The organism is Acidithiobacillus albertensis (genome assembly GCF_001931655.1).
Lineage (GTDB): Bacteria > Pseudomonadota > Gammaproteobacteria > Acidithiobacillales > Acidithiobacillaceae > Acidithiobacillus > Acidithiobacillus thiooxidans.
This window is the reverse complement of the sequence record NZ_MOAD01000001.1, coordinates 2367407-2382407: the sequence shown is the minus strand read 5'-3', so window position 1 is coordinate 2382407 and position 15001 is coordinate 2367407. Positions and strand designations below refer to the sequence as shown.

At 51.0% G+C, this 15001-nt stretch carries 14 protein-coding genes and 2 pseudogenes; 14 read left to right on the top strand and 2 right to left on the bottom strand.

Translation table 11 applies throughout. The features are described from left to right. Positions 1-92 precede the first annotated feature (92 nt). The 10 genes from BLW97_RS12310 to BLW97_RS12270 all read left to right on the top strand — a co-directional run bounded on the left by BLW97_RS12310 (position 93) and on the right by BLW97_RS12270 (position 11519). Positions 93-356: a hypothetical protein gene (locus BLW97_RS12310; RefSeq protein ID WP_207650596.1), complete on the top strand. Its 264-nt coding sequence runs from the start codon at positions 93-95 to the stop codon at positions 354-356. Then, a complete protein-coding gene (locus BLW97_RS12305; RefSeq protein WP_075323299.1) occupies positions 349-1590 on the top strand; it encodes a site-specific integrase in 1242 nt (413 codons plus the stop codon). The genes BLW97_RS12310 and BLW97_RS12305 overlap by 8 nt, the downstream gene beginning before the upstream one ends. After that, positions 1583-1894 carry a hypothetical protein gene (locus BLW97_RS12300; RefSeq protein ID WP_075323298.1) on the top strand — a complete coding sequence of 104 codons (312 nt, stop codon included), beginning with the start codon at positions 1583-1585 and terminating at the stop codon, positions 1892-1894. Before BLW97_RS12305 ends, BLW97_RS12300 begins: the two co-directional genes overlap by 8 nt. Further along, positions 1878-2819, top strand: a complete 942-nt coding sequence (locus BLW97_RS12295; RefSeq protein ID WP_075323297.1) for a TraI domain-containing protein — start codon at positions 1878-1880, stop codon at positions 2817-2819. Before BLW97_RS12300 ends, BLW97_RS12295 begins: the two co-directional genes overlap by 17 nt. 140 nt (positions 2820-2959) lie before the next feature. Then, on the top strand, positions 2960-5701 hold the full coding sequence (locus BLW97_RS12290; protein ID WP_075323296.1) for a hypothetical protein: 2742 nt from the start codon (positions 2960-2962) through the stop codon (positions 5699-5701). 86 nt (positions 5702-5787) lie between these two features. Next, a complete protein-coding gene (locus tag BLW97_RS12285; RefSeq protein WP_158025166.1) occupies positions 5788-8889 on the top strand; it encodes a tyrosine-type recombinase/integrase in 3102 nt (1033 codons plus the stop codon). Between the two features lie 393 nt (positions 8890-9282). Beyond that, positions 9283-9966 (top strand): hypothetical protein, encoded by a 684-nt coding sequence (locus BLW97_RS20055; protein ID WP_169829319.1) that lies wholly within the window; start codon positions 9283-9285, stop codon positions 9964-9966. Then, positions 9872-10807 (top strand): transposase, encoded by a 936-nt coding sequence (locus BLW97_RS12280; RefSeq protein ID WP_242947805.1) that lies wholly within the window; start codon positions 9872-9874, stop codon positions 10805-10807. Before BLW97_RS20055 ends, BLW97_RS12280 begins: the two co-directional genes overlap by 95 nt. A gap of 86 nt (positions 10808-10893) precedes the next feature. After that, complete coding sequence (locus tag BLW97_RS12275; RefSeq protein ID WP_278278526.1) at positions 10894-11151, top strand: HU family DNA-binding protein; 258 nt, start codon at positions 10894-10896, stop codon at positions 11149-11151. Between the two features lie 20 nt (positions 11152-11171). Continuing rightward, positions 11172-11519, top strand: coding sequence for a hypothetical protein (locus BLW97_RS12270; RefSeq protein WP_075323294.1), 348 nt, complete (start codon positions 11172-11174; stop codon positions 11517-11519). A 678-nt stretch (positions 11520-12197) separates the two neighbouring features. Here BLW97_RS12270 and BLW97_RS12265 read toward each other — a convergent pair. Then, positions 12198-12413, bottom strand: a pseudogene (locus BLW97_RS12265) (Tn3 family transposase); the annotation flags it as partial. Between the two features lie 386 nt (positions 12414-12799). Between BLW97_RS12265 and BLW97_RS12260 the strand changes: the two are divergent. The 4 genes from BLW97_RS12260 to BLW97_RS12245 all read left to right on the top strand — a co-directional run bounded on the left by BLW97_RS12260 (position 12800) and on the right by BLW97_RS12245 (position 14419). Beyond that, positions 12800-13036: a hypothetical protein gene (locus BLW97_RS12260; RefSeq protein ID WP_075323292.1), complete on the top strand. Its 237-nt coding sequence runs from the start codon at positions 12800-12802 to the stop codon at positions 13034-13036. Positions 13037-13151: 115 nt separating this feature from the next. Next, on the top strand, positions 13152-13472 hold the full coding sequence (locus tag BLW97_RS12255; RefSeq protein WP_075323291.1) for a hypothetical protein: 321 nt from the start codon (positions 13152-13154) through the stop codon (positions 13470-13472). A gap of 457 nt (positions 13473-13929) precedes the next feature. Beyond that, entirely contained in the window at positions 13930-14124 is a 195-nt protein-coding gene (gene relB, locus BLW97_RS12250; RefSeq protein WP_065957929.1) for a type II toxin-antitoxin system RelB family antitoxin, read from the top strand. 1 nt (position 14125) lies between these two features. Next, entirely contained in the window at positions 14126-14419 is a 294-nt protein-coding gene (locus BLW97_RS12245; protein WP_065957927.1) for a type II toxin-antitoxin system RelE/ParE family toxin, read from the top strand. A gap of 338 nt (positions 14420-14757) precedes the next feature. Here BLW97_RS12245 and BLW97_RS12240 read toward each other — a convergent pair. Then, positions 14758-15001, bottom strand: a pseudogene (locus BLW97_RS12240) (IS630 family transposase); the annotation flags it as partial.

The following is a 15001-nucleotide window of genomic DNA, read 5'->3' as shown; positions in this document are numbered from 1 at the left end:
AGTCTTGCAATGGGGCAAAATAGTGCTATTATGATCTACAGGAGGTCGTTTGGTTTGCTCGTAAGCATACGCAACCTTCTGGAGATCATTATATGTTCACAATCGGAGATGAGCCAATGTCAAAAACCTATTTAACCACTTATGAATTGTCTGAAAAGATCAAGTATGACCCTCGTACTATCCGAGATCGACTGAAGGATTCTGTTCTTATTGAAGGAAGACATTATTTTCGGCCGTTTGGGGGACGCAAGATCCTCTACATTTGGGAAGTTATTGAAGAGGATATGGCCACAATGAGTCTGTCTGGGCATGGCACAGCGATTCCCATGGCTAATGGGGGAGCGTGTCATGGCTAGTATCAATGTTCGCAAAGATCTTGGAACTCTATATTTTGATTTTCGTTATGCAGGAGTTCGTTGTCGTGAGCAAACGGCACTAAAAGATACGCTAGTTAATCGGCGTATCATGAAAAATACCCTCAAAAAAATGGAAAAGGAAATGGTAGAGGGGACTTTTGATTATCATCGTTATTTTCCTGATGGGCCTAATGGTCACCGGTTTCATCGTGGTGGGAAGGCTCCACTCGCATCCAAGATCAAGAGGGCTATACCCGATACTGAAGTTGTTGGTACCCCCACTTTCGCAGAATTCGCAGAGTTATGGTTGGGAGAAATGCGGATTCAGTGGAGGGAAACCCAGTACCATACGGTGGAAAATGCATTGCAAAAGCACCTGTTGCCCGTGTTCGGGGAGCAGAGGGTTGGCCAAATCACCAAGGGAGATATTCTTGCGTTCCGTTCGGGCCTCGCCAAAGTCCCCGGACGGAAAGGGAAAACCCTTTCTGCTTCAAGAATCAATCATATCCTCACACCCTTGCGGATGATCCTCAACGAAGCGGCCAACCGCTTTGAGTTTACCGCACCTTATCACGGAATCAAAAGCCTGAAGGTTCCCCGTACGGACGTGGAACCTTTTTCTCTGGAAGAAGTGGATATGATTTTGCGGAATGTGCGTGCTGATTTCCGTGATTATTATTTGATTCGCTTTTTTACCGGGTTACGGACCAGCGAAATTGACGGTCTGCGTTGGGAAAAAGTAGATTTGGTACGACGGCAAATTTTGGTACATGAAGCCCTAGTGAATGGACAAGTTGTTCCCACTAAAAATGATGGCTCCTATCGGGCTGTGGAAATGTCACTTCCGGTATACCAGGCGTTTAAGGCCTTACACGAGAGTTATAATCAGGGGGGTAACAAGAAGCGTGCACCGAATGATTATGTTTTCTGCACCCGTGAGGGAACGCCTCTGCGCCATGACAATGTGACCAAGCGGATTTGGTATCCATTATTACGATATCTGGACCTTAAACCACGCAGGCCCTATCAGACACGACATACGGCGGCAACGCTCTGGCTTGCCGCAGGGGAAAGCCCGGAGTGGATTGCCCGGCAAATGGGTCATAGCACCACAGAAATGCTTTTTCGGGTGTACTCTCGTTACGTACCCAATCTAACCCGTCAGGATGGGTCGGCCATGGAGCGTCTCATCTTGTCCCACTTACCGTCCGTGACAGGAGGGGATCATGTCTGAAAAAATGCTTTTATCTGCGACGGCCATACCAAATCCCAGGGATTTTACAAAAGTCCACAGCAATATTTTGGATCGGCTGGTTACAGCGCTTGAGGTGGCTTTTGTCTTGCCGGATCCTCTAACGCTCAGTATGGCGCTCGGTGAAGCCGTAGATATCTCCTCAAAGGCGATGTTGCGGAACTGGATATGTCGGCTCTTGCTGGATATGGATGAAGCGCAGGCTGCACAGCGGCTTCCGGAAATCGTCCAGCGCCTGGATCAGGCACTGAACAACTATATGGAGGAAAATGCAGCACCCTCGTGAACTTCTCGTCTATCAGCGATATTTCGTGCTTTCCAACCTGCAGCGACGGACCAGCCGCTACGGACAACCATTTTGTTCCTGCTGTTTGACAACGCCAGAAGGGCGTCAGTGGACAGCCTACTGGTGGCAACCCTTTCCCTATCGAAGCAACTGGCCGGATGGGGTTGAGGTGTATGTCAGTGTGCGTCCACGCCGCATGGGGCAGGCATGGGTATTGGACATCTTCGATCTGCAGCCGACCGCTTTGGTGGAGCCATTCCCACAAAATGGTACAACGTTCTGCTTGCCCAGATGGTTAATTCAAAAAACCGTCTACCCCGTTCTGCTTCGAGAACTGTGGGCACAGATCCAAATGATCAGCAGTACTCCCTTACGTGTTTTTAATCAGCGTATTTTACTCGATCCGGAAATCAGTCTCTTCTGGATTATGATTCCGGCGAGTCATGCCCACCATCATGCCGAGACAGGAGGTTTACTGCGCCACTCTGTGGAAGCCCTGCGGCTATTATCGCGGACTGAATCGATGACGTTGCTGGAATGGGAAATTGCCCGCACTGCTATTCTGTGGCATGACGTGGGTAAAATTATTGGTTATGACGCGAATGGACAGCGCAATATGGAAGGCTGGACCAGCGCTCATGAAGAAGCCACGGCAGAGGTGCTGGCTATGCACCTGGCCCGGCTGCGGCGACAGTCCCCAGAACTGGTAACTGCGCTTAAAATTCACTGGTCGGGCCGCACTTCCCGGCCTTTGATGCCGGGCCGCCTTTGGGTGGAATCGTGTGATCGTATGAGTGCCGCGATGGATAGCCGTCGGTTGGCCTTTGAGCAGCAGCCTGCAAAAAACCAATTCGCGCAGTTGCCTGGACCCGGACCAACAACCCGTTTTTGGCGGCTGCAATCCCGTAAAAAAGCGGTCAGTTAAAAGCTTCGTTAAATATTCTCTGTGGATTCAGATGGTATCTTCCCCTGCATGGCTTTGCCCTTCTATAATGATAAAATCGTTCAACAGAGGATCTACGCAATAGGAATCTTTTTGTGTAAAGAATGGTCTGAAAAGGGGATATGAAGACAGATACAGAAAGTGAAGATCGCACTCCTTTAAACAAGCCCCATAAATCAGGGGGTAAAAAATCCGCAGCTGTCATCCCCCTGGACTGTCCGCAATTTCAGTGCTGTATGGCCGCAGCGGAAAATGATCCAACAATCTCTGCAGATGATCTTTTAGCGATGTTTCGGGATATTGGAGTGCATGGATCGTTACTGGAACTGGAGGTTGTAGCCTCCAATCTGCAGCAAATACTTGAGCTAATAGAATCTTTTGAGGGTTGGCCAGAATTGCCTGACGAGGTGTTGGGATGGCGACCACTTCTTGACTGGATTTTGCGTCAGGATACGAGTGTGATTCCTGCATCAGAGTATTTCAAAACTCCACATAAGTCCCCCTTGAGTGGCGTCTGTACAACCTCCCATCCTCTTTATGCCTTGTTATGGTGGACAACCGATCGAAGCCAGTTGGAATATTGGCATTTATTGCAAGGCCATGTGCTTTTGGCGCATCTCAGATTGATCAGTAATGATCCGGGAAGATACTACGATTACAGGACAAGTTTTCGAGCACCCTACAGCGATATTTTGAACCGTACTTATAAGGCTGGCGTATTATTACGAGAAATTTCTGTTCATTATGCCGCAAGCTCTGCGGAATTATTGCGGCCAGATCGGCCGCCTCAAGAACTGGCTGAATCACTTTACTATTTTTGGGAACATTTCGCCAAGGGTAAAAAGAAAGCTTCATCGCAGGTACAGTCGGGTGAAGACGAACTGGACGATCAAGAAGCGTACGAAAAAGACCTGAATGTTTATCTGCTTAAGACGCATAGGGATACCTTTCGCAGCCACCTGCGGGACTTTACCAGTATGTTGTCCACTGCTTACGAACTGCGTTCTTCAACAGAACGCTCAGGAAGCCATGGCGGTGGCAGCAGAGAGACCATTCAGGGGTTTTTGCCTTTGATGAACCTTGATTTGGATCAGGCAGAGCCAGATTTTAGTGATCCTCACAAACCCGTGCGAGCACTATATAGAAGAGTGGAAGCAGCGAGCAGCTTTGGGAGTAAACGCGGTGGAGCAGTCAGATATCAGATAGAGTTTGATATTGAAGAAGACGAAAATGAAGGCGTGGTTTTTATTGATGCATTGCCTATATGTTCACGGAAGTCTGGTGGCGGGGCTGCCAACCTGGTCACTACGGTATTGCAGGGACGTGCTCGCGCAGAAGCGCTAGAAAACCAGCTTTTCCTCTGGGATTATGAGTATCTGACTGATTCGGCCATCCAGCATCTGCGGCGCAACATGCCGGGGGATTTCTCAGAAGCACTGCATAAAAAAGGTGCTAAAGCATTTTTGCGGGCACAGAGTCTGGCATTGTTGGCCGTTTTACTGGGTACCGGCGCAGGAATGACCTTGAGCTGCCAGCTAAAGTGGGTGCAGAGCAGACAGGATCTCACGGGACACCATCAGTTTGCTTATCAGTTTGGTGCTAGTGAGCAACCCGGTTTATGGTATGTCTGGATTGCTCCGCCCAGTAGTTGGGGAGGAAAATATGACAAAGCCCAAGATTTATGCGCTGATATTCAGGACTCCATTTTATGCCTGCCGGATGTAGGCAGGTATGGTCAGTATTTGAATCTGCTATTGCATCAATATCCTGATTTGCGCAGTTCGTCTCGTATTTTCAAAAAACAGAAGACGTCTTATCAGAGAGATATCAAGGAATATTTGCGGACGATCGATCCCTCAGGCTATCTTACTTTGGGCCGTGTGGAAGACTATCTCTGGCGTCGATGTGCGGGGACGGGGGACATTGGAGAGGCAGGATTGATTTATGCGAAAAAGCAGCGCCTCGGACGGGTGCGACGCTTTTATACCACGCTGCCCCGAGCAAAGCTGGTAGACCGTTATATCCAGATTATGGAGCAGACATCGGATATTTGTTGGCCATCTAGTGATTCTGAGAGTCTGTCACGATCTTTGCCAATAGATTCTACAGGATATTTGGGCTCTTTGTTTCGCCCCAAAGCCGGGGTGATCCAGTCAGGAGTCAGGGCGTTAGAGGAGCTGCTGGATCGGCAAGGTAGGTCGCTTTATGCTTCTGCCAAAAATCGTCTCAAGAGTCCACAAGAACTTCGAGCAGATTGGAGCAGTTATTATAATCATTATACACTTTACACGTGGTTATATTTTGCCTATGCCACCGCTTCGCGGACGATCTGTAAACCCTTTCCAGAAAATCCCGCAGAAGGAACAACATCAGGTTTTATAGTACATCAAGACAAAGATACGCTCGATCAATCCCATCTGCGTTTGTTATGGGTGCCAGAACTTTTGCTCCACCAGCTGCAGAATCAATGGAATCTGGCCGTCCAGCAGATAGAAGAGTTACAAAATCGGCGCTTCCGTGATGACGTAATGGGTAGTAGTTTTTTCATGGAAGGCAATAGAATGGTAGCCTTATGTCCCAAGAACTTACGACCTATGTTAGAACAGTTCCTGGGTGGTGACATGCCTGTGAATAGCCATCGCCGATTCTGTCGCAGTCATTTGCTTGAACAGGGGTGTCCCGGTGAAATTGTGGATGCTTTCATGGGACACTGGTATGCCGGAGAGTCTCCGTGGAGCCGCTATTCCAGCCAGTCAGCACTCGCCTATGTGGCCGAATTGAAGCCTTATCTGGAGAGGATGCTGGATACCTTGGGTTTTCGTTTACAGCCACTACCTACACAAAATGCAGTGTTTCATCATTGATGGTTAATCCGGATATTTTTATAAAGCTTCACGGCCCAAAAGTTTCAGTAAAGCTTTTTGCAGACATTCGTAAGGAGCTTTTGCAGTTGCCTGGGCCTCGTCGTGGGCAGTTTTTTTTCAGTGAAGAGGATGTTCAAAGCTATGAGTTATGGGTATTAGGAGAAAAAGCTTCGGGCTACGCCCAACGAAAAGTCGATGATGGAATACCCTACAAAAGGTTTTTGGATTGCCTGCAGGGAGAAGTAACTGGTGGGAGTGTCACGGATACAAGCCTGGAACAGCTGGCCACTACGCTGCATGACCGGGTTCTGGAAACCTTTGTTCCTTTTGCCAAGGAAGAAAAGACCGTAGCCAGAGGTAAAACGATACTCAAGTCGCGCTTGCGCGCCCAAGCTAAGTGCCTGCAATATTTTAGCCTGCTGATTCGGCGTGGGAATCAGGTATCGTTATGGGAGTGGTGTCCTCCTGTGGTCCCCTCGATCCTCGAACGTGAAGCTACGCCCTTTCAAAGGGCGCCTTTGGCAGACTACCAGCAGGTGCTGAATGCCCGAAAATTTTTGGAACAGGCTTTACAGCAAAGAGCCTCACCGCAGCAACTTGCAACTGTGCTTGATCAGACCAGTCGGGAAGGGGAGATACTACTTGCAGCACTTCTTTTTGGTGGATTAGGAGAGTTAGCTGCGTTAAAAAGTGTTCTCCAGCAGCTCCAAAGGCGACAAAAACTGACGATATTTGAATCCATGGAATTGGCGTTCTGGGACTTGCAAATACCTATGTTTCGGGGTGGTGTGCGATTACGGCGCTGGTTTCCGGATCCTTTTTCAGAAATACTGATCATGCGATATCTGCAGGATTACCCATCACCGGAAAGTGAAGTGGAGCCTGCCGAAAATCCAGATGTAGAAGTTTCTGCTCAGAATATCCGCGTACGCATGACCGCTGTGTTGCGCAGATGGCCTCGCGTGGGGCGTCGGCATATCCAACCCGCTACGTTATTCAGAGGCATGACTCAGGCCCTCCGCCTGGAATTACCCCAGTTTCTCGGAGCTTATGCACAGGGCGTTCTGGAGGCCCATGCGTTGGCCAGTGGCAGCTGGTGGCGTATCCATGGTTATCCGGTCCCAACAGAATCAGCCGTCAAGGCAGTGGTGAACAACGCCGAAGATTTGGTGCTGGAAAGCGCGCCAGAACTGATCGAAAGCACGGTAACAGTGGCTTGGTTGCATCAGTTGCGACAAATTTTGCTGGCCAAAAATCGCAGCGATGCCTTCACGCAATTGAGTGCCTTCCTGAATGAAACCGCCATAACAGACCCTTTGGGACAGAGAATGTTTCTGTGGGCCAGGCACTTGTTGAAGGAGGGTTCTTCCTTTCGACATCGTCTGGCTATGTCGACTATACGGCGTTATGTCAGTCGTCTTGCCGCTCTGATGTTGCAAGCGCTTGAAAACACGCGACAGATAGAAAGCTTTGGTGAGCCGTCTTGGCGTCAGCTTTATGAAGATTTGCTGGAGCAGGTCGACACTGTACATCAGCGTGCTCATTTGATCCGCGCAATTCGTGAATGGCATCAGTTTCTGGTAGAAACTCAAGGGGCGGCTGTTTTACATCTCCAAGATCTGGGCGGATTCCAGATGGATGTGATTCCTGATGCTCATGGGATCAGCGAAGTTGAATTCCTGCGACTAAAAAAATTACTACGCGATGGGCGGCACACACTCCACCACCAGCAGTTACCTGATTTGCTGGAGTTAGTGGTTATTTTGGGCTATCGCTGTGGATTACGCCGTATGGAAGTGTTGCGCCTGCGCATCAGTGATTGTCATCTGGAAGGGCAAGCCCGTTTATTAATACGGCCATTCAGCGAGCGGCGTCTGAAAACCCGTCATGCAACGCGCGCTCTGCCACTCAACGTACTGCTGAAAGACAGTGAGCTGGAACTCTTGCGGAAGTGGATGGTGTATCGAGGGGGAAATGGCGCGCGTTCGGTAGAGGAGTATTTGTTTGTCCTGCCCGAGATTGGCCACAATCCTATCGCCCAGGAAACGGCGATGTCACGCATACATGAAGATCTACGTCGGGCAACGGGTGATGATCATCTCCATTTTCACCATCTGCGCCATAGCTTTGCCAATCAGATCTTATGGAGGCTGATGTTGGCTGATATGAATCCTCAATATTTGCCACGGTACTATCAGAAAGAACAGGCATCCGCGCGGCGGTTTCGCCAGGCTTTGTTGGGGGTGGATCACGTCAATCGTAAACAGTTGTATGTGGTGGCCGCTCTATTGGGACATTCCAGTCCGGAAATCAGTCTGAATCATTATTTGCATAACTTGGACTTGATTTTGGGTTTATCTTTGCGTGCGCAGGTGGCTCAGGCCCGAAACGTGAATGATTGGTTGAATATCTTGAAGGGATCGTTGAACGAAAAAACCTTGTACCGGGCTTATAACCAGGAAGGCATCGACGGATTACTATCCCGACTTCGAAAAAAAATGTCGAGGACTAACCATAAGCCTGCCCGAAGTATTGAATGGAACGCATTAGTTGCCAGTATTTCTTCTACTGAGGTGGGGGAGCCAAAGGATGGAATGGAGCTTGGACGGTTGATTGAGCGGGTATGGTATTTACTTTTGCAGGGTTTTACCCAATCATCTGTGATTCAGCATCCCCAAGATGTCGTACAGGAAAAGATCTGGTTACCCATAGCGGAAGATGCCGATTTGAGTGCTCAACAATTAGCTCGAATGGCGGGGAAGGCGCAGTCCATATTTGCGCAGAAAAGTCGAATGGGACCGCGCCTCAAGTCTATAATTACCCCTCAGTTCGGCGCAGGCAAGCTGGAAATTTCCCTACCCTTGAGGCCTGCAACCCAGATGGACAGGAAGCATCTGGAAAAATGCTGCCAGGATTCTGGCGAATGGCGGATAAAGATCCGGAATTTTTACGCACCACACTGGATACTTATCTGGAAAGAGCGTGGCGCAGTGAGCCGGGACATTTGCTGGTGCGATCTCCTACAAATGATGGAGAAGTGTCGCTGGCCAATGCTTTTAAGCAGCTCTTGCTTGGTTTGGGGATTTCCCCACGCAACATTCGCTATCTTAGTTTTGATGCGGGAAAGAAGCGTTCCCGCTCACGTGCATTATGGTGGAAGGCGCTACATCTCAACAAGCGGGATGTGATTGGTGTGAAGAAAATCTCCAATAATCAGGATGGTATGGACCGAGCTTGGCTGCAGATCTATCCCGTTTTTGAGCAAGCAGGAAAGCGTCCGAATGGCATGTCCCCAGCGTTCAGCTATTTGATGGTGATGGGCGCGATAATTTTGGAGGGGGAATGACTCACCGAATTTACAGGGCCTTATATGGATGATCCCATGATGTTTTCGATGTTGGCATGTTGAGGTCTAGTTTAGTGTTGCATCTGTCTTAAGTGGCTGTTGGCGCGAATGACCTTTTGCAGGATGTCGCGGGCGGTTTTGGTCCAGATGAACCTAAAAACGGCAGTTTCTCCTGCTGAAATGACCTTATCCATCTGATAGGATGAGGTTTTCCCTGATGATGGAGGTTCACCCGATGGGTGAAGCAGAAAAACACCCGCAGAAGGCTATTCCGGCGGCGGTGCAGACCATGATAGTAGACACCCTGGGCGGTCGTATTCAGGTATCCTGGGACCAGGAATCTGCGGCAACGCCCATGGGCCAGATGGTGTTTTTTGCCGCCTATCTGGAGACCACGGGTCTGTTTGACACTTGGGTGGAAGAAAGTCCCTTGCACTACACCAGCCCCAATGCCCCACAGAAACGGGACGTGCTGGGGACCTTGTTCCTCTCTATTCTGGCGGGTCACCGCCGCTATGCCCATGTCACGGCCTTACGTAGCGATGGCGTGAGTCCCAATATTCTGGGGATGGGCAAGATCGTCAGTGAAGATGCCCTACGCCGGGCGTTAAGCAAAATCCCCGAAGCCGAAGGGACGGAATGGATGCGCAAGCATCTGTTCAAAAGCGTGGTGGCCGCCTGCCAGACCCCCTGGATTCTGGATATCGATACGACCGTCAAGCCCCTGTTCGGGCATCAGGAAGGCGCGGAAGTGGGCTACAATCCGCACAAAGCCCGGACGTCCCTCCCATGCCTATCACGCCTACTGGATAGGCAACCTGCGCTTGCTGCTGGATGTAGAAGTTACGGCGGGGAATACCACCGCGTCCAATCATGCCCAGCCCGGCTTGAATCGCGTCCTGGATGCCCTGTGTGCTGAACAGCGTCCCTATCCGGTTCGTGGGGACTGCGGCTTTGGCAATGACGCCGTGATTCGGGAAATGGAGTCCCGGCAGCAACCGTACCTGTTCAAATTGCGCCAGTCCCCGCGTGTCAAGCGCCTGCTACAGCGCGTTTTTACCCGCCGGGACTGGATAGATGCGGGACAAGGCTGGGAAGGCCGTGAGGATACGATCCAATTGGCGGGTTGGGCGCAAAGTCGTCGGGTCGTCATCCTGCGGCGCTTGCTGAAGGAAAACCTGATCGCCACCCAGGAACAGCGCGGTCAACTGGCCTTTGCCTTTGTGGACCGACGCCAGACCAAGGTCTATGAATATGCCGTCTTGGTGACCGATCTCTCCGAGGGCGTTTTGAGTGTCGCACAGCTGTATCGTGACCGGGCAGATGCTGAGAACGGCTTTGACGAACTCAAGAATCAATGGGGATGGGGTGGCTACACCACCCGGGACCTGGCGCGTTGCCGACTTTCTCCGCGCGCCGTGGGGCTGATCTACAACTGGTGGAGCTGGTATACCCGGCTGGCCTTCCCGGAAATGCGGAAGGAGGCTATCACCAGTCGCCCATTACTGTTGTCCGCCATCGGCCGGAGCACCAAACACGCGGGACAGACCCATCTGTATTTGATCCCGATGCACGCCGCACAAAAAAAGATCGAACGCGGAATCGAAAATATTTGCAATGGGTTAAAGACCATCCAGCAGACTGCGGAGCGGTTGCTGGGAGTAAATCCTTGGGACCTTCTTGTCAGCTACATCGTCGCCCAAATTACCCAAAAACCATGGGTGCCACCCGGGGCTTTCCCAGCCCTTGTCGGACCGTAACTGCTTTTTCTAGGGTTATAGGAATTCCCTACATTGACCAAACCCGCCTATATAAAAAAGAGGTTCTGATGAACTAAACGGAATTTATTGCTGCCCTGGCTCGTCATGGGGAGATGTCCAAAGTGGATGCCGAAAACTGTTTTCAGGTGTTCCGTCATACATTAGAAACGGAATTGCCCGCTGCCGGAAAAATTACCTTTCCGGGATTCTGTACGTTTGAAATCGTGGATAAACCCGCGCGGAAAGCCCGGAATCCTGCGACGGGACAGGAAATTGAAGTACCTGCCAAGAAAAGTATCAAGTTCAAGGCGGGGAAAGAGTTTGCCGGGAAAGTGAATCACTGAGGAACAGAAAAGGAGAAAACATGACCGAAGGGAAAAAACGGGTGCGGCGCAGCCCGGAACAGCGTCTGGCCGATCTGGAGAAAAAGCAGGCAGAGATTCTGGAACGCCAGAAAGCGGCGATAGCCAAGATTGAGGCGGCGAAAAAACGGTTGATGCAGTCCCCTACAGCCCGTAAGGACCGAATGGAGCAGGACAAGCGCTTTGTAAGGGCGGCACAGGTGTTGGCACCGGAATGGGATGCGCGACACTTTATCGCGGCCCTCGAAAAAGCCCTTCAGGAAGATGCACAGGCCTTGCAGGAACGAGGGGAAGCTTTGTTGGAAGAACATGGCAAGGCCCGGCGGGGACGGCGGCCAAAGGTCCATTAAGCATGCGGTCAGGGCAGGGGGCCGCAGGGTGGATGGTCCTGAACGGGTACAAAATGAGCAGTTTCTGATTTTTTGTCTTATAAAGGCCAGGTTCATCCAGGGCTGGTCCCGTCCAGTCAACGGACTACGGACCTGGCCAGTCGATTAATTGAGAGACTCGGTTCACGCCCTATCAGGAGGTCAGACATATTCTTTTGGCCCATTCTCCGGCACAACTGAGCGTCAATAGCTACGCGTTGCAGGCGCAAGCCTATCAACCGTGTGCGGATAAATCCTCCGCACAGCTTTGTGCAGATTTATAGGATCGGCAATCAGCAAGGAATTCGACAAAGCAGATTCCCCCGGTCAAGAAGGACACGATGCGGCTGGCTCAGTCTCAACACATCGGGACTACGTGATCTGGACAGATCACTGGACCAACATTGACGTATCACACTGTTTATCATGCTGTTTATCTCAATATTTTCATATTGAGCAATACAGTGATAAATATGATTAAATACAGACGGATAGATAACGAACTGTTCAGTGACAATAAAGTATCATCCCGTTTGAGGTCTTCTTCTTTGCGTGCGATTCATTTCCAATGACGGCAATCATAACGAATAAGGTTAGATCAGTGGCTTTGTACGATCTGACCTTATAGGGGTCGCTTCAGAAAACAGAAAATAAAGCACACTAAGCCGGTTGCAACGGTCGTAGTGGCCTGAACTTGCCTGAGCCGATCTTGGCGCTGCTGCGCCAGAGGTAGTCGCCGGTCAGGTGGATGTGCTCCCAGCTGAGCGGCGACAAGTATTGCAACAGCGCGTCATCGATGGCATGCCCATTGCCGCGCAGCGCATGCGCCGCCCGCTCCAGATAAACCGTGTTCCACAGAACGACAGCCGCCGTTACAGAGGGAAAGACCTCGTCTTTGGTAGGAGGAACCAATCGTGAGAACACACAGAAAATGCGGACCGCGCAATGGTCTATTCGCTTTTATTCACATTCAAACGCGCTTTAAGGCGCATCGCTATGCCGGTTATTGCAGAATCCACCTGCCTGGTGCCTCCTGCTCCAAGTGGTGTGCACCTGGCCATTATATCGATACGGGGCACCGGGGTTGCACCTTAAGACGGCAGGTATGGCTCAAACACCAAGGCCTGCGCCGGTTAGCCCATCATCAATGGCATCAGAGCATCCCCTGGGGGAGATTGAAAAAATGGGGAATAATGGGGCTGCACGACACACGACTGCTCTAATTCATGATGACGTTGAGAACGATGGTCCCAGGAGAAAAAGTGGAATACGCGCAATTCAAAATAGGAGCATCCTTCAAAACGGCAACAGGCACCTGGCGATGTACGGATGTAGGCACCAGAACCATCCCTGCCATCCATATAGCATATGCGGACGGCAGCCCTGTTTGTGCGGATTCCTCGTGGTTCAATGGACCGCCCTATGCGGTCGTTGAAGAAGTTTTCGATGCCTATGATTTTGGTGGATGCTACACCATGGATGATCCGGAGCCGTTCTGAGCAACAGGCCAGATCACCAAGAAGAAACTATTCGGGGAGAATATGTGCCACAGCGTAAAAAAGATCCGGGAAAGGAGGACGTCATGAAGTAACGACTCACAGCAGGAGAAACTTCATGTCGAAAACCATTCGGCGGCGTAGCGCCCGATACGAATATCGTTGGGTATTATCGGATTGGGTCAGTTTGCCCTCAAGATCTTTGCTGCGGCAGCGGATTGCCCCGCATTCACCAGAAGGGCGGAAACGATTGGCCAAATTTCACTCAGACAGCCAGCGCACCATGAAGATGGTACCCTCGTACTTCCGGCGGATTTGCAATCGAAAAAATCGGCGGGAAAACCAGCAGATACTCCGTCGTTTTTCCCGCGTGGGAGATTGGGATGGTGGCCCCGTCATGGTGCCAAACAAATCCAATGCGTTGTTGTATTGGTGGTAAGGCTGTTGTTTCACACAAGGGGCTCACCGCAGAAGGATGCGCCGCCATTCGCTCCTGAAAATGCGGCTACTTCAGTAAACGAGAGTAAATCATTCCGGTGGCCGGCGTCACTGATCTGTTTTCCATCGTTTTCCGGAAATCGGCGGTTTGTGGCTCAGCCCCCCAGAATCGGCCAGAAACCCACCCGCGAACAGCGCGCAAGGGGGAAACGGCGGCATTGATTCGACAGCTGGTCCAGAAAACCCGACGGCAGTATCACTATGTGGGGAGAATTCCCATACGTTCTTTCAGGACCCGACGGATGCAGGCGCCTCTTGTCATCTCTCGGGATGCTTGTGAGTAGCAGGATGATTTCCTGCCAATCCAAAAACCGTCTAGTATAAGCGTTAAGGGCTAAGTGGGGGGCAAGTGGAGGCTTGTCCTGCGCTGATGATCGATATTCAGAGGAGTACCTGGAATGCATGCCGTCTTACCTTCTATCCTTTCCGAATTTGAAACCGCTGATCAGGAGGCGAGTTACACAATCTGGTTGCGTACCAAGGTTGCGTCAAGCCTGGCAGATAAGCGACCCGGCATTCCACATGACGCGGTGATGGCCGAAATGGACGCCATCATCGCGGAAGCGGAAACTGACGCGCCAAGAAAAGGTTAATTTGTTACCCATTATCTGGCGGGCGTCCGCCCGCGATGACCTGGCGAATATTCTTCGCTACATCGCCAACGAGAATCCATCTGCCGCACGACGGATGAAACGCCTGTTGGAAGAATCTATCTTGCCTACTGCTGAACATCCCTACCTGTATCGTCAGAGCGAGCGCATTCCTGGCCTACGCGAGATCGTTGCCCATCCGAACTACGTCGTTTTCTATCGGGTGGCAACCGCCAGTATTGAGGTGGTGAATGTGGTGCATGCCCGCCGCGAATTCCCGGTCTCTACTCAAAAATGAGTAGACTCACCGTAATGTCTGATGATCGGCCCTCCTGGGTGGCATAGGAACCGAGCAAAACCGGGCAATCTGCCGTTCAGGGTTTTGGGGCCACGAGACAGAATGATGCTTTGTGTCTCGCCTACAATCCACAGGGAGATCCTCCCATGTTATCCGACATGCATCCCTGTTACACGGCACATATCAGTAGCGTCGAATTCTCGTTATGCAACAAGTGAAACTCCCTCTCAGACCTGCGAATAACCAAGAACTCGCATTTTGCGAGTCGCTCACCCGCAGCAACATGAGCGCGTACCTCGCAACAAGAAAAATTCCGTGGGATACGGCTCGCTTTGTTGCTAGTGTAGTGTTGCATTCTGTTTGCTGCTTAAGTGGCTGTTGGCGCGAATGACCTTTTGCAGGATGTCGCGGGCGGTTTTGATCCAGATGAAAGGTTTGGGATGGGTGTTGTGGTGGTCGATGTACCCCTCAATGGCCTGGATGAGTTCTGGCACACTGGTGAACACCCCACGACGTAACCGCTGGGTCGTGATATCCCGAAAGAAACGCTCGACCATGTTGAGCCAGGCCAGGATGCCGAAG

Excerpts from the sequence above, each read along its gene's own strand:
- BLW97_RS12310 (WP_207650596.1), top strand. The coding sequence starts at position 93 with ATGTTCACAATCGGAGATGAGCCAATGTCAAAAACCTATTTAACCACT.
- BLW97_RS12305 (WP_075323299.1), top strand. The coding sequence starts at position 349 with ATGGCTAGTATCAATGTTCGCAAAGATCTTGGAACTCTATATTTTGAT.
- BLW97_RS12300 (WP_075323298.1), top strand. The coding sequence starts at position 1,583 with ATGTCTGAAAAAATGCTTTTATCTGCGACGGCCATACCAAATCCCAGG.
- BLW97_RS12295 (WP_075323297.1), top strand. The coding sequence starts at position 1,878 with ATGCAGCACCCTCGTGAACTTCTCGTCTATCAGCGATATTTCGTGCTT.
- BLW97_RS12290 (WP_075323296.1), top strand. The coding sequence starts at position 2,960 with ATGAAGACAGATACAGAAAGTGAAGATCGCACTCCTTTAAACAAGCCC.
- BLW97_RS20055 (WP_169829319.1), top strand. The coding sequence starts at position 9,283 with ATGGGTGAAGCAGAAAAACACCCGCAGAAGGCTATTCCGGCGGCGGTG.
- BLW97_RS12270 (WP_075323294.1), top strand. The coding sequence starts at position 11,172 with ATGACCGAAGGGAAAAAACGGGTGCGGCGCAGCCCGGAACAGCGTCTG.
- BLW97_RS12255 (WP_075323291.1), top strand. The coding sequence starts at position 13,152 with ATGTCGAAAACCATTCGGCGGCGTAGCGCCCGATACGAATATCGTTGG.
- relB (WP_065957929.1), top strand. The coding sequence starts at position 13,930 with ATGCATGCCGTCTTACCTTCTATCCTTTCCGAATTTGAAACCGCTGAT.